18 protein-coding genes are annotated in these 19,512 nt (G+C 43.7%); 3 read left to right on the forward strand and 15 right to left on the reverse strand.

The window, feature by feature from the left end:
- Nucleotides 1-112: 112 nt before the first annotated feature.
- The 10 genes from AK963_RS14835 to AK963_RS14880 form a co-directional block, all read right to left on the reverse strand.
- Nucleotides 113-1,210, reverse strand: a complete 1,098-nt coding sequence (locus AK963_RS14835) for a hypothetical protein (protein ID WP_066016231.1) — start codon at nt 1,208-1,210, stop codon at nt 113-115.
- Between the two features lie 2 nt (nt 1,211-1,212).
- The gene (locus AK963_RS14840; protein WP_066016232.1) at nt 1,213-1,548 is read right to left on the reverse strand and encodes a hypothetical protein; all 336 of its coding nucleotides are present in this window, start codon (nt 1,546-1,548) and stop codon (nt 1,213-1,215) included.
- Nucleotides 1,549-1,900: 352 nt separating this feature from the next.
- On the reverse strand, nt 1,901-2,311 hold the full coding sequence (locus AK963_RS14845; protein ID WP_066016233.1) for a GIY-YIG nuclease family protein: 411 nt from the start codon (nt 2,309-2,311) through the stop codon (nt 1,901-1,903).
- A 118-nt stretch (nt 2,312-2,429) separates the two neighbouring features.
- A complete protein-coding gene (locus tag AK963_RS14850; RefSeq protein ID WP_066016234.1) occupies nt 2,430-2,672 on the reverse strand; it encodes a hypothetical protein in 243 nt (80 codons plus the stop codon).
- A 58-nt stretch (nt 2,673-2,730) separates the two neighbouring features.
- On the reverse strand, nt 2,731-3,021 hold the full coding sequence (locus AK963_RS14855) for a hypothetical protein (protein WP_139117427.1): 291 nt from the start codon (nt 3,019-3,021) through the stop codon (nt 2,731-2,733).
- A 12-nt stretch (nt 3,022-3,033) separates the two neighbouring features.
- A complete protein-coding gene (locus AK963_RS14860) occupies nt 3,034-3,255 on the reverse strand; it encodes a hypothetical protein (protein ID WP_066016236.1) in 222 nt (73 codons plus the stop codon).
- Between the two features lie 51 nt (nt 3,256-3,306).
- The gene (locus AK963_RS14865; protein WP_066016246.1) at nt 3,307-6,204 is read right to left on the reverse strand and encodes a type I restriction endonuclease subunit R; all 2,898 of its coding nucleotides are present in this window, start codon (nt 6,202-6,204) and stop codon (nt 3,307-3,309) included.
- A gap of 56 nt (nt 6,205-6,260) precedes the next feature.
- Complete coding sequence (locus tag AK963_RS14870) at nt 6,261-7,481, reverse strand: restriction endonuclease subunit S (protein WP_066016237.1); 1,221 nt, start codon at nt 7,479-7,481, stop codon at nt 6,261-6,263.
- Nucleotides 7,478-9,064, reverse strand: a complete 1,587-nt coding sequence (locus AK963_RS14875) for a type I restriction-modification system subunit M (RefSeq protein ID WP_066016238.1) — start codon at nt 9,062-9,064, stop codon at nt 7,478-7,480. The genes AK963_RS14870 and AK963_RS14875 overlap by 4 nt, the downstream gene beginning before the upstream one ends.
- A gap of 18 nt (nt 9,065-9,082) precedes the next feature.
- Nucleotides 9,083-9,520 carry a hypothetical protein gene (locus AK963_RS14880; protein WP_066016239.1) on the reverse strand — a complete coding sequence of 146 codons (438 nt, stop codon included), beginning with the start codon at nt 9,518-9,520 and terminating at the stop codon, nt 9,083-9,085.
- Nucleotides 9,521-9,852: 332 nt separating this feature from the next.
- Here AK963_RS14880 and AK963_RS14885 point away from each other — a divergent pair, with 332 nt between their 5' ends.
- Complete coding sequence (locus tag AK963_RS14885; protein ID WP_066016247.1) at nt 9,853-10,833, forward strand: helix-turn-helix transcriptional regulator; 981 nt, start codon at nt 9,853-9,855, stop codon at nt 10,831-10,833.
- 50 nt (nt 10,834-10,883) lie between these two features.
- Complete coding sequence (locus AK963_RS14890; protein WP_066016240.1) at nt 10,884-11,306, forward strand: hypothetical protein; 423 nt, start codon at nt 10,884-10,886, stop codon at nt 11,304-11,306.
- Between the two features lie 250 nt (nt 11,307-11,556).
- On the opposite strand, the gene AK963_RS14895 is transcribed toward AK963_RS14890, so the two are convergent.
- The 3 genes from AK963_RS14895 to AK963_RS14905 form a co-directional block, all read right to left on the reverse strand.
- The gene (locus AK963_RS14895; RefSeq protein WP_139117428.1) at nt 11,557-13,836 is read right to left on the reverse strand and encodes a hypothetical protein; all 2,280 of its coding nucleotides are present in this window, start codon (nt 13,834-13,836) and stop codon (nt 11,557-11,559) included.
- Between the two features lie 228 nt (nt 13,837-14,064).
- Complete coding sequence (locus tag AK963_RS14900) at nt 14,065-15,420, reverse strand: MBL fold metallo-hydrolase RNA specificity domain-containing protein (protein WP_066016248.1); 1,356 nt, start codon at nt 15,418-15,420, stop codon at nt 14,065-14,067.
- A 141-nt stretch (nt 15,421-15,561) separates the two neighbouring features.
- On the reverse strand, nt 15,562-16,014 hold the full coding sequence (locus tag AK963_RS14905; protein ID WP_238593741.1) for a hypothetical protein: 453 nt from the start codon (nt 16,012-16,014) through the stop codon (nt 15,562-15,564).
- 581 nt (nt 16,015-16,595) lie between these two features.
- On the opposite strand from AK963_RS14905, the gene AK963_RS14910 reads away from it, so the two are divergent.
- On the forward strand, nt 16,596-17,291 hold the full coding sequence (locus AK963_RS14910; RefSeq protein WP_066016243.1) for a DedA family protein: 696 nt from the start codon (nt 16,596-16,598) through the stop codon (nt 17,289-17,291).
- Nucleotides 17,292-17,350: 59 nt separating this feature from the next.
- On the opposite strand, the gene AK963_RS14915 is transcribed toward AK963_RS14910, so the two are convergent.
- Nucleotides 17,351-18,163 (reverse strand): formate/nitrite transporter family protein, encoded by an 813-nt coding sequence (locus tag AK963_RS14915; RefSeq protein ID WP_066016244.1) that lies wholly within the window; start codon nt 18,161-18,163, stop codon nt 17,351-17,353.
- 205 nt (nt 18,164-18,368) lie between these two features.
- Nucleotides 18,369-19,292: a TauD/TfdA dioxygenase family protein gene (locus tag AK963_RS14920; protein WP_066016245.1), complete on the reverse strand. Its 924-nt coding sequence runs from the start codon at nt 19,290-19,292 to the stop codon at nt 18,369-18,371.
- Nucleotides 19,293-19,512: the final 220 nt, after the last annotated feature.

Raw genomic sequence — 19,512 nt, forward strand, 5'->3', positions numbered from 1 at the left:
GATCATCCTGAGTTTTAATCTGACTGGCTATTTGATCTACCAGTTTTTCGTTGATTTCAACGCTCATTGTTATTCTCCATTTTGGAGTATTAACGACAAGCGTTTACACAATTTAAATTACATTCCCTTTACGATTACAGCTACATATAGCTTTAAGCGTAGGGACATTTGAGGTGTCGCTATAATATATATCAATCCCCATTTCTTTTATCGTTTCATCTGGGTGCCAATGACAACGTACCTTGTGGAGCGACTCATTCGCTTTTAATAAATTTTGAATAAATTTTTTCTTTCTGAAAGAACATGGCTCAATCATATCGACAAGATCACTGATGTTATTACCGTCAACTTCAGTTTTTTCAAATGTTTTCTTTATCAAATAGTCTGCTAAGTAATGATGAAATAACATGAGTTTTTTCTTTGCATGCAACTCTTTGATAATCGGTATCAGTCCGTAATTTCTCTCTGTAATAATAGTTTTCAGCAAAACATCCAATTTTTTAGTGGATGTGTTTCTGATTAGATGAGGAACTGCATTCTTACTAACTGCATAATACAGTAGAGACTTATCATCTGGAAAAAAGTTTTCTGACATATGCAGAGGTTCAAGGAAGTAATCATAAAGTGAAGAGAAGTAACATACATTTGGCGAGGAATTCAGCTTCAAGTATTTTAAAGGTGAATCTATTCCTTGATGAGCAACTGGATCAAAAACACCATCAATACTTAAGGTAAGCATTTCATCGTTAAGATTTTCAGCATGGGTACATACGCCAATTAGAACTTCACTACCGTGAGAGTTGTCACTGTACTGAGTTCCTAATCGCTTCCCTATGCCAATAACCGATTTAACATCTATATCTTTATTTTCTATCTTATAATCGCTGGGTGAAAACGGGTTTACATCATTGTAGTCAAAAACAGATAACCCATTTTTTCTTGCCCAGCACTCAAATGTAAATTCAGCATAGGTGTATGCAACAGTTTGGTGCTTGCTCCATCCATCCTTTGGATTGGCTGCTCTTGAAATACTTGCATTTAGTTGTTGCTGTTTATTTGGTGATAGATAGTCATCAAAGACAAAGACGGAAATTTCATCTTCTGCATCGGCATCCGCTTTTAGTTTTTTTGAAAATAAATGGCTGCTTGAATTTTCAAAATTAATAATATGTTTGGCGGATTCTGATATATGCTTTACCTGAGTATTCAAGACTACATTTTCAAGAGTATCCCAAACGAACTCAGCTCTATATTTTTTTTCCCGTCAATGACTCTAAAAGATACTTCAGCCCACACAATGGTTGATACAAAATCCATAGACAAAAGACGTTTCGCCACTTTTTCCGGAAGAAAAATATCTTCTTGTATACATGGTGTCACAAATGACGCAAAACCAAATCCTCGATCATTTGCAAGGGTTGAAAAATTCTCCTTAAGTCTGATTTCAAACAGTGCTGTTTTATTTTCAAAGGTGTCAGAATGAAAACTGAAGCTTGGAGCTGGTTTACGTTTGTGGATAATCATTAACTTTTCGTGACCAAATATCATAACATAATACTTCAAACCGAAATATACCAAACTAACTGATTCTAAAGTAGTTACATAGATGAAAATTAAATCTCAGATTTTCTTAATAATCTGATGTCAGGCCTTACATTGTGAACTACAGAAACTCTGCCAAGGATTGCATAATTGCTTGATGCACAACGAACGCCCCTTATTCATTTGTTCTCACAGAGCGCTTACATTATTGATGTGGGTTAGATTTCTCCGATCAACAAGGGTATAGGCATACTGAACCAAACTGTCTTTTTTTTCATAACCGCAGTGTCGAAAATTTCCTATCAATGGCTGAGTGATGGATACAGTATCAGTGAAATAAGAAAATAATAAAGCCACCTTAGCTCTGTCTGAGATTTTTCTCGGTTTCTCTTCTAACTTTGCTCAGTGGCCTAAACGTCTGCTGAATATTCAACCGGTTTGCTCTCTCATCAAACCGGTAAATCTGCCGGAAAAGTCCTTCCAGTTCTTTTATCTCCCGATCGGAGATATTGTCCCAAACTTCAAAGTATGAAAAATGCGTCCATTCACTGTCTTTCTTTCGCTTATGGCTAAATAGCCGTTTCCGGATTTTCCCCTCGCTGGACATGCCCACATAAACAACATTGAAATGCCTGCGTTGCTTAAGGTAGAGAACATAAACACCACGAAGCCCCTTGGGTACCGATTCCATGCTGAGAGGTGTATTGGTCAGCTCTGAAATTGAACGATACTCCAGAGCTGACTTGATCAGACGCATTGGGCTTTTCAACGATCACTATCCTTATTAAGTCTATTAAGTAGATAGCGGAAGAAAAGCGAGGTTCTTGAAAACTAAGTGATGAAGAGTAGGGCACGGTGTTAGTTACTTTGGCGCATAGCATTAAGGATTAATAGTCATAACCCTCTTTCCAGTCCTCATGTTCTGCTATTGAACTATAGACTTCATCCTCTACGCCAGAGTAATTCTGAATGCTTCCCGTATCATCATGTTCATAATTTTCACCTCCAGGGTACGGATACCCAGTATGGTTGCCAACAACCACATGCTCACTTTCTGGCTCAAATTTTTCGCTATAAGGTAACTCATTACCCTGTTCGTTGAGGAATTCTTCGATTTCTTCGTTCTTCATAACATCCCTGCCATGGTAATTGATTGCCCGAAATACGTTTCGGGCATCTGTTATCCGTTTACTTCTTATTGAACACCTCAAATGTTACCTGAGAGATCGGCAACATTCTTGTCACCAGAGCATTACCGAACTCAAAATCGAAAACCACCGTTTCTCCCTCAACTCTTAAATCTTTAACCGGGTACAGAGAGCCATACAAAGCGGTAATGTCATCTCTTTGGTGGAAATTATTAGCCGCCGCTTTTAGTTGTTCGTCATTGTTCTCCAGAGCAACTAAAACAGCTCCACGACCGTACTTGCAAAAATAAAGAACACCAGACTCAACGAACTCTTTCAGATCAATCATCACTCACAGCCTCATTTAATGTACGGATTTATATTTACCCACTTTGACTTTGTTCAAAAGCTTAGGAAGCAGCCACTCTATAAAATCTTCTGGTGCTTCTCTTACGTCTCTGGGAATTTCACCCTTAATCTCGTAGGTTTTAGCCTCATTATCTAAAAGCACAGTGAAGCTCTTTCCCCGCATATTAATTTGATACTCTCCATCCTTTGAGATCATTACTTGGATATTTTTAGACATTATTATTACCTCGTAAAATAAAGAGCAGGGAGATAGGATTAAGACAGAAACTTACATCCCCGCAAAAAAGGTCTCCACATAACCCTTAACCTGCTCTGTAATTCTCATAAAGGCTGGCTTACGCTCACGAATTTTAGGCTTTTCCTGCATCACTGCAAACACATCCTCGCGCAGTGGTTCTTTCTGAGTGAACATAAAATTATCCACCAGTCCAATAAACTTCTCTTTATCCAGCTTCTCAGCGATGCATATTTCCTCAATGGCCTCGGTCTTTTTCTCATCCCAGAAGCTTTCGAAGGCTTCTTCCACCTCGCCTGAGTCTGGAACCTTCCGAAGGTTCTCATCAATAAACTCTTCAATAAGATCTTTCTTACTGCGCAGCTGCGGATCGTTCTTCAGCAGATCCGAGATGGTTTGTTTTCGTAGTTCAAACTCTTTAATATCGCTATCTTTCAACTCAGCTAGCAGTCGTAAAATATAAGCGACATTGACCTCGTCCCGATGGATCAGTTCCAGTTCAAAATCTACATCTTCCAGAATCGAAGTTCTCTCCGTCTGTTGATCTGACTTGGCTTTTTCATAAAGATCAAGATATTTGCTCTTGAAGTCTTCAAACATCTGCTCTGGCATAGCCAGGTCTTCTGGCTTGTACTCCCCAAAGTTTTGCAGAATGTTCCGTAGCCGCATCAGTTCACGAAACTGTTTGATGAACTCAAGCTCCTGCTCTTCGTCTTTAAGATCATCAACACTATCAATGGTAGGAGTCAGCGCCAGCAACTTGCCATAGGCTTGGGCAAACTGCTTCACAAATTCCTCATAGGGAGGCAGTAAAACGGTCTCCTGAGCATCCTTGTCAGAGAATAGTCGCAAAGCATCATCTGTGGCTTTTTTTAGATTACGGAAACAAACAATATTTCCCTGGGGTTTCTGTTCATTAAGAATCCGGTTCGTGCGGGAAAATGCCTGAATCAACCCGTGGTGTTTAAGGCTTTTATCCACATAAAGGGTATTCAGAGGCTTGCTATCAAAACCAGTCAGGAACATATTGACCACAAGCAGAATATCCACCTGACGATCTCGTACCCGCTTCGAAATATCATTGTAATAGTTATAGAAGGACTGCTGATCTTTCGTGGTGTACTTGGTGCTAAACATCTCGTTGTAGTCACCAATAAACGCTTCCAGCTTATCTCGGGTATGAGAACCGTAAACAGCTTGCACATCATAAGCAGACGCAGCTTCCCGAACCTTCGGAATATCGTCTTCTGACTCATCCAGAAATCCGTTAGCGTCCTGGTCATCTTCATTAGCGGTGTAAGAGAAGATGGTGGCAATTTTTAGACTATGCTGGCCTTCAACTTTTTTCTGCTTGAACAGTTCATAATACTTGATCAAGGCAGGCACGCTGCTGACACAGAACATACCGGTAAAGGTACCGTTACGGGTCTTGTGTTTATGGTGCTGAAGAATGTAATCCACAATCTTCCCAAGGCGTTGTGGTGAATCCATCAGCTCCTGCCGATCGATATCTTCCACATCAATATCCACCTCGTTGGCACTGTCTTTCTTCTTGTAGCGCCCTACATACTCCACATTGAATTTCAGAACATTCTCATCCCGAATGGCATCCACAATGGTGTACTGGTGCAGGCACTTATCGAACAGGTCTTTGGTCGTTCGTCGAACAGAGGCTTTAGTCGTGGCATTCTTCACCAGAATCGGGGTGCCGGTGAAGCCAAAAAGCTGATGATGGGTAAAGAAACTGGTAATGCGCTTATGGGTATCACCGAACTGGCTGCGATGGCACTCGTCAAAAATAAACACAATCCGCTTATCTTTCAGAGTCTCCATACGGCCAAGATACTTCTTATGGCTGATTGCCCGGTTCAATTTCTGCAGGGTAGTAACAATCAGCTTGGTATTACGTTTAGAATGGTCTTTGCCCTTTTCCATAGGAACGGTATCGGTAAATTGCTGTACCAGCATATTGGTCTTACTGGTGCTGTCCACACAGCCTTTGGCAAAACTGTTGAACTCTTTACTGGTCTGGTAATCCAGGTCCTTTCGGTCTACGACAAAAACCACCTTATGCACATCGGCTAATGCCGTCAGTATCTGGGCGGTCTTAAAGGAAGTCAGAGTTTTCCCAGAACCGGTGGTGTGCCAGATATAACCATTTTCCTCGGAACGCTTCACCCGTTGCACAATGGCCTTGGTGGCATAAACCTGGTAAGGGCGCATTACCATCAGCACCTTATCGGTCTGGTTCAGCACCAGAAACTGGCTGACCATCTCCGTCAGGTGCTCCCTGTTCAGAAATGCCTCGGTAAAGTTCTCCAGTTTAGAAATCCGTTCGTTACTGATATCCGCCCAAAAGAAGGTCTGCTTAAACGACTGTTTACGATTATTGGCGTAATACTTGGTATTCACCCCATTGCTGATCACAAATATCTGAACATACTGAAACAGGGCATTAGAGGCCCAGTAAGAGTGCTTCTGATACCGGTTGATCTGGTTAAATGCTTCTTTAAGCTCTAACCCTCTGCGCTTCAACTCAATCTGAACCAGGGGCAGGCCATTAACCAGAATAGTCACGTCATAGCGATTCTTGTAGGAGCCTTCAATGGTTACCTGCTGCGTCACCTGGAACCGGTTCTTCTCCCAATCTGGGTTAAGCAACTGGATGTAGCGACTGTCGTTATCCTCTGTGGTGATTTCCAGACGATCACGAAGGGTTTTCGCTTTCTCGAATACAGTGCCTTTTTCCAGGCTATTTAGCACCTGCTTAAACTCATTGTCGGATAGCTGGATATTATTTAAAGCTTCCAGTTGAGTTTTCAGGTTGGTAAAGAGGTCAGCTTCGTTTCGAATAGTGACAAAGCCATAGCCCAGTTGCTGCAACTGAAGCACTAGATTGTTTTCAAGGACTTGTTCAGGTTGGGTAGACATAAGCAGGTGTTGATACTCAAAAGAATGGCTCACGGTTGATAGTGAGCCAGAAGCGGTTAGATAAACATTTTTTGAAGCAGACCTTGCTTGTAGGTTTGGGTGAGTTCTAATTGTTGCTCTAATGCATTGATTTTTCTATTGATTGCGATTATGAAATCTGAAATTTTTACTTGCTCTTCCTCTGTTGGAAACGGTACTTTTACATCATAAAAATCCTTTTCACTAATATTTAAAAGACCATCCATTCTGGCTGACGATGAGATGATGCGTCTGAGTTGTCGGTCAAGATATTTGCCTTCAAATAAAAATGAAAAGAAGCCGGGATGTCCTTTGTTTAAGGAAAAGCTTCTGTACACAAAGGGTACAAGAGCCTCATCACAGCCATCAAGCTTATAAACGCAGCCATAAGTATAGGACTTCGAATTTCCTCGATTATAGGAGAATTCATTCTTTTTAAGTAGCGTATACTTATCAAGGCTTGAACCTGCAATTACCTGATTAAACCGATCTGATTGATGAAGAAAACCTTTGCCTGCGGATATAGTCATTACATTTTTAATGGCTTCTTCTGCTTTCCGCTTTACAGGAGTGGCAATTTCTTTGAGCTGTAATATTTTCCATTCTGGGAAGCTGTTTCCATCATCGGTTTTGAAGCGCAGCTCTTGAGAAAAAAGCTTCTGCATAATCCCTTTTTTAAATTGCTTTGCAAGTTCTAGTTTTGTATTCAGCTGATTAACTTTTTGGTTAATTTCAGATATAAAGTTGGCTACCTTTTTTCTCTCTCCCTTTTCGGGGAAAGGGACTGGTAATTTTTCAAACTCTTTTTGTCCTAAGGTTTTGTTTCTACCGGCTCCTCCTGGAGAGGCCAGTTCCAACAAATACTTTCCGCGTTTAGTCAGAAAAAGCCAGAGTAGATAATCAACAGTTTCATCCTCTACGCCCTTATACATCGGAAATCGATGAGAGGCTATCAATCCTTTCTCAGCTTCACTGGTTTTGGCGACAGCTTGCTCCCATGCAAATACAATATTTAAAGTGAGAGTATTTTCCCTTACCCAAAAAACACGTTTATTACCAAGGTCCGCACCAGTTACTGGGTCTTTATGGAAAATACCTTTCCCATGAGAGCGGATACCTATTTGAGTATATAGTTTTTCTGGCTCAACACTAACAGGCACTGAAACTTTATTTAAAACTTCACCACATGTGACAGTACGCCAAGGAACTTTAAATTCAGGAAACCTCAAGACTGGTGCTTCGGCTTTATATTTGCTCATGCTTTTACTCCGAATGGAGTTTCAATACTCAAGGCATGACAAAATTCAGCGATAGCCGCATCTGTTTGTTCAATGTCTTTATCCAGATCTGTTATCTGCTTTGAGAGAGAAGCGAGATCAACTGGAGCTTCTTCCTCAAAGGTGTCAACATAACGAGGTATATTAAGATTAAATTCGTTTTCTTCCACTTCTGTTAATGGAGCAACATAAGCGAATTTGTCAACAGTTTCACGGCTTTTATAATTCTCAAATATTCGTTTGATGTCTTCATCCCGAAGATAGTTCTGATTTGTTCCCTTGCCAAAGTATGCACTTGAATCAATAAACAGAATGTTATCGCTATTTTCGCCGGTCAATGCACGTTGTTTCTTCAGCACCAGAATACAGGTCGGGATCTCTGTGCCGTAAAAAATGTTTTTGGGTAAGCCAATGATGGCATCAATATAGTTACGATTTTCGACCAAAAACCGTCGAATATGGTTTTCCGCAGCACCACGAAATAGAACTCCATGGGGTAAAACCACTGCCATCGTACCATTGTCGTCCAGCTGATGAATCATATGCTGAACAAAGGCAAAATCAGCTTTTCCCTTTGGTGCCAGCTTGCCATAGTCCGCAAAACGCTCATCAGTCAAATGTAGAGGGTTAGCACTCCAGTTGGCAGAAAATGGCGGATTGGCCACCACCGCTTCAAACCGCTCTTCTTTATGGTGAGGATACTCCAGGGTATCGTCCTGCTGAATATCAAACTGACTGAAATGAACCCCGTGAAGAATCATATTCATTCGGGCAAGGTTGTAGGTGGTCGGGTTAGATTCCTGTCCGTAAAAATGCCCAACCGTTTTGACCTCTCTGGCCACTCGGAGCAACAAAGAGCCAGAACCACAAGTCGGGTCATAAACGCTTTTCAGACGGTCCTTACCGTGAGTGACAATCTTCGCCAGAAGCGTAGAAACCGCCTGCGGGGTGTAGAACTCACCGGCTGACTTACCGGCACCACTCGCAAACTGCCCGATCAGATACTCATAGGCATCACCCAACACATCAATTTCGGTATTTTCCAGCTGAAAGTCGATGGCATCCAGATGGGCCAATACTCTGGCAATCAGTGCATTTTTCGCTTCAGCGGTTTTGCCCAGTTTATTGGAGCTTAGGTCAATATCGTCAAACAACCCGGTAAAGTCGTCTTCACTGGCCGCACCCATAGTGCTCTGTTCGATGTGTTTCAGGATCTCCTGCAAGTCTTCAATGATAAAGTTATCCCGCTCCTGCTGACCTTTGGCGGCTAGGGCACTGAACAGCTCATTGGGTTCCAGGTAGTAGCCCAAGGTATCAAGGCAGTCTTCCCGTACATCACTGAGGACCTCGGCATCCTCCGCACTGGCGGGATCAAGCTTCTCAAAAAACAGTCCATCCTCTTTAAGGATTTTATTAGCATGCAGGTGAATTTTCTCGGAGAGGTATTTGTAGAAAATAAAGCCGAGGATGTAATCCCGAAATTCATCAGCACCCATATTGCCACGAAGACTGTTGGCAATATTCCATAGTTGACGTTGCAGAGTTTGCTTGTGTTGTTCAGACATAAGTTGATTCAGTAGTGATTAGTAGGTGTATCCATCGTATTCACAAAAGCTATCAAGATAAGCAGTAATACGGCGGTTTGACCAGTTCATGGCTTTGGCATAGACATAGTTTCTGGTGATATAACTGGCGAGATCATCATGAGACAAGGCCACCCATTCAGGCTCGTCTTCGTAGTCAATTTCATCAGTCTGCAAGGAGATTGCCACCAGTTCATATTGCTGTAGTTCTTCAAGGTAGCCCTCAATCAAGCCGCAGACTGTATGATCGTATGCACCCCAATAGTAGGACTCATCCCCTTGAACCTGGACACAAATTTCATCCCATGTGGTCTTGAGGGTCGATTGATCGCCAGACAGCAGGTCTTTTCTGTTTTGTAATAGCCTGATGACTTTTTGACTAATCTTTTCGCAGAGGTAATTAGCCAGTTCACTGGTAACCCGTTCACTAATATTCATGGTGTGGTACTAAAAGAAAGACCAGCATGGATTTGCAAAGACGCTACCGCCCGTGGATTTTACCGTTACCTGTGATTGAGGCCGGGGAGCATGGGTCCAGATAGCTCGAAAAGGAATTTTTGGAAGTCAATCATTGTACGCATCTAAGGTGAAAGGGGGTAGTCGTGTATTTGCGAAGTACTGATTAGAAAAAATTTCACTTTTTGGTTTGCATGCGACACAACTCGTCGCAGGGGTGTTTTATGATGGGTTTCTGAGCTGAGAAAGCGATGCGGGAGAGCATTGAGGTGTGCTTTCTATCGTACATCCATGTTATGGAGCCTGACAATAAGATGAATAAGCGGCAAACCTCGCTGGAGACCACCATTCTCATTATTGAGCTGCTGAAGCGAATCCCCAAAAGCTGGTGGATCACTGCCCTGGAGCTGAAGCAGCAGTTGGCTGAGATCGGGTTGGATCGGGATATCCACACTATTCAGCGGCATATGAAGTCTCTGGTAGAGAGCAATCACTTCCCTATTGATATGGATGATCGCAGTAAGCCTTATGGTTACCGGTGGAACCAGCAGGCTGTGGGCTTTACGGTGAACTCTCTGAGTATTCAAGAGTCGCTGATCCTTCAAATGGCGCATAAAACCTTGAAGAATCTGCTGCCCAGCAGCCTGATGGATTCCATGTCTGGCTTTTTTGAAGAGGCTAACCGAAATATCAGCCATACTCAGGATCCAACGAAAGAGGTTCAGTGGTTATCAAAAGTGGTTGTGGCACCAGAGACGCAACCATTATTGCCACCAGAGCTTAATTCAGGAGTGTTTAACCAGGTTAGCTGTGCTCTTTATAACAACTGCTGGTTGGAACTTACCTACAGGAATGCGGGTGGTGATGTAAAAGAGAAATCGATCATGCCACTTGGGTTGGCTCAACAAGGGCCACGGTTGTATTTGGTCTGTCGTTTCAAGGGGTATGAGGATGATCGAATTCTCGCTTTGCACAGGATGATCTCAGCCCGCTCTACATCGCTGTCGTTTGAGCGCCCCATTGACTTCGATCTGAAGCAATACAGCGATGATGCCAGGTTCACCTTCGGGGAAGGTCGAAAAGTGAAGCTGTCTTTTCGCATCAAAAAAGACGCAGGGCTCCATATTCTGGAATCCCGCCTATCAGAGGATCAAACCTACAGGGAGCATGAGGACTGTTATGAGATCAGTGCCAGCGTTGTGGATTCACGGCAGCTCGAATGGTGGCTGAACGGCTTTGGTGAGGATGCTTGGGGTATCTCTTACCAGGCAGTTGATGAAGAAGAAGCGGCTTAATTTCGGGCTTGAACATTACTACTTAAACACATAACAACACGGACGACGTTATGATGGTGGAAAATATCCAGAAGTACTTTCAACACTTTGGAGTAAACCCTGAGGTTCAGCAGGTAAACCTGGACCCTATGCCCATCGCAATTCAGCGGTTGGATATTCCGGTAGATCGAGATAACAGCTACAAAACTTCTGCTGATTATCTTCTCAATCTTCATGAGCAGGATTTTGATGATCTGCACTATGTGCTTGGCATCGTGTCCAGCCACTGCTTTTTTGGCAAAGCGGTGATCCGTGTCGGCAGTAAATACTATGATCCAACCGATACCCATAGAAGCTTCACTCTCCCGAAAGCCCCCTTTGTCAGTATTTACGAAATGCCAGTGAATGACCTGAAGGATTTTATGGTGGACAACAATAATGAGCTACCAACCGTACTGAACTTGAAGGTAGTGGAGATGCTGAGCCAAAAGTAAGGCTATTATACAGTCAGGGTTTGGTTTTTGAGAGAGCATCTGAAGCAAGTTCAAACCCTGCTGCACTCTAGTTTTTAAAATATTTTCAATAAATCAATGGGTTATAAGTAATTTTATTGTTGCTTGTATCTTCGCCAGCGGGATGTAAACAAACAAAAGGTTCCTCCTTCTCATTATTGAAAGGAGGAACCTTACATGTCCCAATCAGCCAGGAAACAATTCACTTACTTCATGTCGTTATTTGTAACGGCTATGTTTTTCCTTTTGATGCCAAAACTGCTTTTGTTTCTCTATCCTCATTAGCTAATAGCGCCATAGCATTTTTGTGAAATTCACTGAGATTGGCTCTTTCTCCAGCATTACGTAAGCTGCGTTTTATCACAGAAGATCTCTCAGGGTCATTTATATTTTGATCATTCAGGATAGCGTATGCTGTTTGGATGATTTCATAAGGGGTGTCATAACTATCAGGTAGTTTTTCTTTAAAACGATCTTGCGAAAACCGTCTAACACTCTTTTCAAGCTCTTGAAACCCGAAATTAATTTCATCCTGCATTTTTTTTCTTTTATCTCTTTCTGCTTTCATTCGTTCCTGATGATTTGGGTTGCCAGCGGGTCTTTTTGTTCTGGGTTTTGCAGCCTTGATAAGTAATTCTTTATCGTCATTAATTAATCGAGCAGCAAGTAATAGAAGCTGACCAGTAGTACACTCATTGGTAGTCAGTGGCCTTATCCCCATGGCCCTACTAACTTCGTTGCTTAATTGTTCTACATAGAGGTTTGTCCTCTTAACTTCTACATCAGGAACAGGTTTGGTGCTTGATACTCCTGAAGTGCGAATTTTTTTAGTTGGAGGGCCATCCGGGGATTCCTGAGCCATGGTTGAAGAAGTTGAAGCAACTGGAGCTTCTTCAGTTGGAATTTCTATTTGTGGACAATCTAGACGGGTAGGTGCTGGAGCTGCCTTCTGCATTTCTGTCTGGTCATTAACGAACGCTTTTAAATCATCTGTTGTTCTTTTCAATGTCTCAGCAGTTTGACGTGCTGTTGCCTGGGTTTGCGCCTCTTGCTCTTTAAGTGTTGAAATGGTCTCTTTAAGCGTTTTCAGTTCTCCTTCCATAGCATCCTGCACACATTTACGGCTCTGTTCCAGCAATTTTTTCTGTGTTTCTTCCTGGGTTTCTTTCATAGAGCTTTCCATGAAACCTGCCACTGAAGACGCAGCAGTTTCTGATAATGCTGTTCTAAGACCCTGTTGTATTTCTGGAACAATGATATCCGGAGCTTTTCTTAATTTTTCAACCGTTTGATTCGTGGCAGCTTCAGTTCTTTCCTGTCGTTCTTTAAAATCAGAAAAAACTTCTTCAAATGCTGAAGCCTGTTGTTCTGTTAGTTCATTTACTACTTTACGAGATGCCTCTAGCTGAGTTTCCATAATAGATGTCGCTGAATCTGATACTGCTCTTTGGAACTCAGAAATAGCTGTGGTTATTATTGATGAAGCTGCTTGGCTAATTTGTTCTTTAATGTCGGGCATTATGGCTGTAACAGCGTCAGTTACCTCGCTTTTGAGTTGCTCTCGAAGTAAAATGGACATTGTCTCTTTAACAGCGCTGGATAGATCCGTTTTGAGCGCAGGTACAAGGGCGTTAGAAACTGTTTTTGCTACTGCCTGCAATTGTGGCGGGGCTTTTTTTGCAGGGTCGTTGCGATTTACCGTTGATGTGCTGGGATTGTTAATATCCAAGGCAGGCCTAACGGATAAAGCTTGAGTTGATGGCATGCTTAATGCTTGAGAATGAAGGGGCGAAACCAGAGAGTTGCTTTGAGGCACCAACTGCTGCTGTTCATGGGAGGCCTGGTGGGATAGGTGATTCATCATATATTGCGGAAAGTGAGTCAGTTGTTGACTTTCCGAAGACGTGCCTGTTGCCTGTGGATAGGGGGCTGGAGTTGACGGGGTGCTATTAGACCGTGTGAATCCTCTGGATAAGAAATGGTTCTGACTATCTGGGCGCAGACCTGAACCCTGTTGTGTGTGTGGAAATAAATGTTCATTCGTTTGCACGAATTGACTTATTGGGGGCAGTTGTACATTTTGACTATGTGATGAGATCGGGGCTGTCATCACCGTCGATGTCGCTTCTTCGCAGGGCCGATGGTGAACTGTGTACTGCTGGTCATCTGTAGAGATTGAGGAGATATATGCGCCTGAAGGTAATTCGTCTATATGAGCGCTAGCTGAAGAATGGGGATTATTACTCGATGGTGTGAGCATTCCCTGGTTAAAATTGCAGTATGATGGCTCTGTTGGTGTGATATTTCTTTCTTGAAATTGAGCAGAGGCATACTGGCTTGGTATTGATGGCTGAGTCGGTCGCAAACCTTGAACAGGTGTACCGAAATATAAACGAGTTTTGGTTTTTTCTGTTACTTCTAAAGTAGTTGTACCTCCTTTAAGAAGATTCACAACAGTAGGAGGTGTTTGGCTTGGTGACAATTGAGAAGTGAACGATGATTGGTTTAACATGCTCTAAAAAATACCCTGAAATCGTAATAATATTGTAATGTGAAGACCTTTCAATTAACTATAAGTTCAAAACTGCATTTGAAATGAAAATAATGGCAAAGAAAGTTTTGAAAAAATTTATTCAATTATTTATTTTTAATAGTTAATGTTTTGGTGAGAATATTTGATGGTCAGAAAAATCAGTGAGAGCCAGTCTGTCTGACCTGTTCAATATCAATGGTGAGCTATTTATAACTTCACTTTTTCATTCAATTCAGGAACCCTGGCTTCCCACCCCAACTCTATCTTTATTTTTTCAGCCATGGCGTGCGCTGCTTGAGCTTCACCATGAGTAACAAATACCGTTTTAGGTGGTGTTTTGATGCTTCTGAGCCAATCAATGATCTGGTTGCTGTCAGCATGGGCGGAAAAGGCATCAAAATGTTTGATCCGGGCTTTTACCGGAATATTTTGTCCGTGGATTTTAATGCTGGTTGCACCATTGACCAGTTTTTCACCCCGGGTTCCCATGGCCTGATAGCCAACAAACAAAACGGTATTGCGGTGGTTAGGCAGAATGTGTTTCAAATGATGCAGAACACGTCCTCCACTGGCCATTCCACTGGCTGACACAATAATTCCGGGGAAGGTTTGGTTAGCCAGAGCCATGGACTCTTCAACGGTACGAACATAGTGCGTCATGTTGTCTATTTTACGACAATCGTCCTTAGTAAGACGATGCTTCTCATGGAAGCGGTGAAAGACCTCCGTGGCTTTTATGGCCATTGGACTATTGAGATAGATAGGTAGTTTAGGAATCCTGTTCTCTGCTCTCAGGCGTTCCAGAAGGTGAAGAATCATCTGGGCGCGACCTACGGCAAATGCAGGGATCAGCACTGTTCCTCCCGCCGCCGCCGTTTCATTAATCGCTTTAGCCATCGCCTCGGCTGCATCCAGCTCATCATGGATTCGGTCACCATAAGTGGATTCAACCACCAGAAAGTCTGCCCGTTTTAAGGATTCCGGTGGATACATGATGAGATCGTCCGGCCTGCCTACATCGCCACTGAAGGCCAGCATATGACTGCCATCAAATACTTCAACAGAGGCGGCCCCCAGAATATGACCAGCGGGTCTGAAGCGAAGGCTTAGATCGGGCAGGATTTTGTGTGTCTGGCTAAATGAACAGGTTTTCAGCTGCTTGAGTGCCCTCAGGGCATCCTGCTCGGTATAAAGTGGCTGCGGAGGGTTATGTTTGGAGTATCCGTATTTGGCGGCATGTCGGGCATCCTCTTCCTGCAGGAAACCGGAATCAGGCAGAAGAATCTTGCACAGCTCACAGGTTCCGGGGGTGGCATAGACTGGCCCGGTGAACCCCTCTTTAACCAGAAGGGGCAGGTAACCACTGTGATCCAGATGAGCATGGGTGAGTACAATGGCGTCCAGTTCATCGTACGAGACAGGCAGGGGCTGGCGGTTCATCAGCCGGTAATGCTTTACGCCCTGGTAGAGACCGCAGTCGACCAGTATCTTCCGGTTATCCGTCTCAACCAGATACTTGGAGCCAGTGACTGTGCCGGCAGCACCCAGAAATTGAAGTTTCATGACTTCTTCCCCCATCCACAGACTCAGTACTATCGGAGCAGATTTTTATTGTGTTGACGATGTTCTGTATCAATAAGTTATCGGAAAAATTCTCGATTTCTGCGCTTTTTATATGATGGATAAGTGTGTTTGAGTCTGGGCTTAAAAATAGAAACTCAGTCCAAAGAAAAGGGTTGTGCCTTGATACCTGTGAGGCAAATCATCGTAGCGTAAATCGACAGTGAATCCGAGAGAAGTGAAGGGGCGGATCTCTGTACCAATACCAATGTATGGGTGCAGGCCGGAGTAGCTATGAGCTTTTTGGTAGTGACGATCACCGCTGGGCTGTAATTCAGGTGAGTACTCTGTCAGTTTCGCATAACCCAGGCCTCCATGCAGGTACGCAGTCCATGATGGCAGCAGTTCATAGTCTGCTCTGGCTCCCAGGTAGTAGCTGTTGAAGTTTGCAATAGTGATTGAAGGATTGGGATCAATTGGGGCTAAGATGACTTCTGACAGAACGGTCGCAAAGGGAAGGGAACCTGTTGCCAGAATACCGCCTTCAAGGGCGTAAGGAGATGTGAGTGTGTGGGAGTAGTCAAATTGTAATCCCACAAGAAGGTCGCTTCCGCTGCCAGCATAACTACCCTCGATAGACCCCGCACCAGAACGTATTCCAATAGCTTGAGGGTATGTATCTGCAGGTATTAAGGTCAACACGAGCAGTAGGCAGAGTGATACTCTCATGGTATTTCTTATTATCCTTTCTAATTAATTTATTCTTTGATAGAGCCCCTTTTGACCAGAGAAAGATGAAATAGTTTTATCGAAGAAGGCAGGTTCTGTGTGGGGGGTTAAGGGTGTCTGTTAATCATACCAAGCCCATTGCTTATCCATTGCCAGTGCTTGATGGGGTGCTGGTTGCAAAGAGGGTGTAAATTGCTTGATGTTACTGTGTAAGAACCGTAATCTCGCGCTTTGTTGGGTGCTGTTATCCTTTTTAGGATGCCAACTACGGTAAGGGTACCTTCGGTTTGCACCCATTCAGATTACCGCCAACAGACGCTAGCCTATACTCTCTTTAATTCCTCAATTGCATGTAGCTCTGAGCGTTTCTACTCCAGTTACAGTGACTTCCCTTCATTACTGATGGAAACGGTGTGCGCAGAACTGCTTTTACTGCAAGGACAACATAGATGCTTGATGCTTTTGTATCTATTCTCGAGGCGCTTTGGTACCAGGATTTTGTGGCACTGCAGAACCTGGAAAGTGTATTCATGATCTACTTCTGTGTGACTTTCCTGATCTGGCTGGAAAGTGCGTTCCTTCCTGCTGCACCATTGCCCTGTGACAGTATTGTAATTTTGTCGGGTACTCTGGGTGCCATGGGCGTGATTGATTTTAAAATCGTTGTGGCTTTGTTGATTCTTGCAGCTGCCATTGGCAGTTGGTTTGCCTATCTTCAAGGTCGTTGGCTGGAGCATTTACCTAAAGTCAGAGTGTGGGTAGACCGGGTGCCTCCGAAAAAAATTCAGGTGGTTGATCAGCTGCTGATTCAGCATGGTGTGATCGCTCTGTTTGTGGCGCGATTTATCCCCGTGGTTCGTTCTCTGTTGCCATTGATGATGGGCTTCAGAATCAAAAAGCATTCCCACTTTTTTCGTTTTGCCGGTCTGAGTGCGATTGCCTGGGTTGGCTTCCTTACAGGGATTGGCTACCTGCTGACGCTATTGCCGGAAAATATCTCCAGAGTGGTCACCGTTATTCTTATGGTCGCACCATTTGTCACTCTGGCCGTTGCCATTATCAGTCTTGTTGTCAGCTGGCTTTTTAAACGAAATAAGAAAGTGTCAGTCATACCAGTGACTAAACCACAGGGATATAAGGTCTAATGGAAAAGGCTTGGTGAATAATGAACACCGCTTCCAGAAAGGGAAGCGGTAAACACTGTTTATACCAGCTGGCGGGCTGAACCGGTTTTTACATGGGTGAAATAGAGCGGTAATCCAACCAGAAAGAGGCCACCAAACAGGTTGCCCAGCGCGGTTGGCAGTTCGTTCCAGATCAGGTATTCCGAAACCGTGAAATCACCGCCCATAATCATGGAGAAGGGGAACAGGAACATATTCACAATGGAATGCTCAAAGCCCATGAAAAAGAACAGCATAATGGGCATCCACATGGCCATCATCTTGCTGGTCGCCGATGTGGAGATCATTGCGCCAACAACGCCCATGGAGACCATCCAGTTGCAGAGCATACCCCGGATAAAAATAGTCATCCAGCCTGAAACACCATGTTCTTTATAACCGACGGTGCGTGATTCACCGATGCTGCTTACCTTTTCTGCGATAGCCCCTCCGTCAATGCTGTAGCCGAAGGTGAGAATAAACGACATAAAGAAGGCAACCGTCAGTGCGCCTGCAAAGTTGCCAACAAAAACCAGCCCCCAGTTTCTAAAAACCCGTTGTGCCGTAACACCTGGACGCTTATCCAGGTAAGCCAGTGGAACCAAGGTGAACACTCCAGTCAAAAGATCGAACTTCATCAGATACAACATAATAAAGCCGACAGGAAACAACATTGCACCAACCAGCGGTGAGCCGGTTTTAATGGTAACGGTGATGGCAAACATCGCCGCCAGTGCCAGGATAGCGCCGGCCATAAATGCGCGAATGAGGGTGTCCTTATTGGACATGTAAACTTTGGACTCTCCTGAGTCCACCATTTTGGTCACAAACTCGCTGGGTTCTAGGTAAGCCATAAACTGATTTTCCCAAAGGATGGTTAGTAGATGTCATTACCTCTAAAGGCAAAGTTAGTGCCAGAATGATTCTGTCGATTTAATTGTATGATTTCTAAAGATAAAGAAATGTATGAAGCAGCATATGAGCAAGCTCTAACAAGGAATCTGCACAACTATTGAAGCCTGTATGCACTCTAAGGTTGCAGGTGATTGTTTTCTTTTACTAAACAGGCACTTCACCAGCGATTGTTGTTCGGTACATCTCACGGCGAAAGCCATTGTAATCATTAAATGCCTGATGGATACCGAGGCGATTGTCCCAAACCGTCAGCGTATTTTCTTTCCAGCGGAGCCTGCAGGTGAAGGCCGGTTGCGTAATATGCTGAATCAGGAAATCAAGAATAGGCTGGGCTTCATCCTGTGAAAGACCTTTAATACCAGAAGAGTAGGTTCGGTCACAGTAAATGGATTTCTCACCCGTTCGGGGATGAGTTCTGACCAGTGGATGAAAAGAGCCGGCAACTTTCCGGGCAATCGCTTCTGGCAAATTATCCATATCTTTTGTTGCGGCGATGCGACCCAGGAGAGAGTTGCTGGCAGACATTTCTTTCTGTGTCAGGGTTACCACCTTTTCCATGGACATATGCACCGACAGTGGATCAATGATCGATCTCATGGTTTCGGAAAGCGCATGATAGGCTAGTGCTGAGTTCGCCCAGATGGTGTCTCCGCCAAAGGGTGGAATATCCACAGCATAAAGCATGGATATAGCGGGTGGTCTGGGTAAAAACGGTGAGTCCGTATGCCAGCCAAACCCAAATACCAGGGGCTCAAACCCATTAGCCTCTCTGATGATGGGCTGTACATTAACGTGCCCATCAACTCCTTTCGTGTAGGCATCTTCCGCAAAAGGGCCAAAACGTAAACTGAATGCTTCCTGGTCACCGTGAGTTATATGTTGATCACGGAAATAGATCATCTTATGCCGGAACAGCGCGTCCTCGATTTCAATAAACTGATCATCGGTTAAACAGCTCAAATCCACACCTGAGACTTTTGCCCCCATAGCTGCCGACAGTGGTATCACGTCAATGTGCTTATACGCTTTTGCCGAGTTATCAAATATTCCCGTGGGGTGTGTGATCATGGCGAAGTGTCTGTTTGAGAAAAGCCTGATTATAGTTTCGCTCTGGATTATTGAATGCTTAACCTTGCCAGTATCAACGGTAAGTCAGGTATAATACCAATCGTAATTTCTAAATCCTTAACCTGAATCCAGCTATGCTCAGGCATCATTACCAAGCATTTTATCTGGAACAGATGTCTCGTCGACCACAGCTACCCGAAGGTTTTGGGCATGTTGATTT

Source organism: Endozoicomonas atrinae (assembly GCF_001647025.1).
GTDB lineage: Bacteria > Pseudomonadota > Gammaproteobacteria > Pseudomonadales > Endozoicomonadaceae > Endozoicomonas > Endozoicomonas atrinae.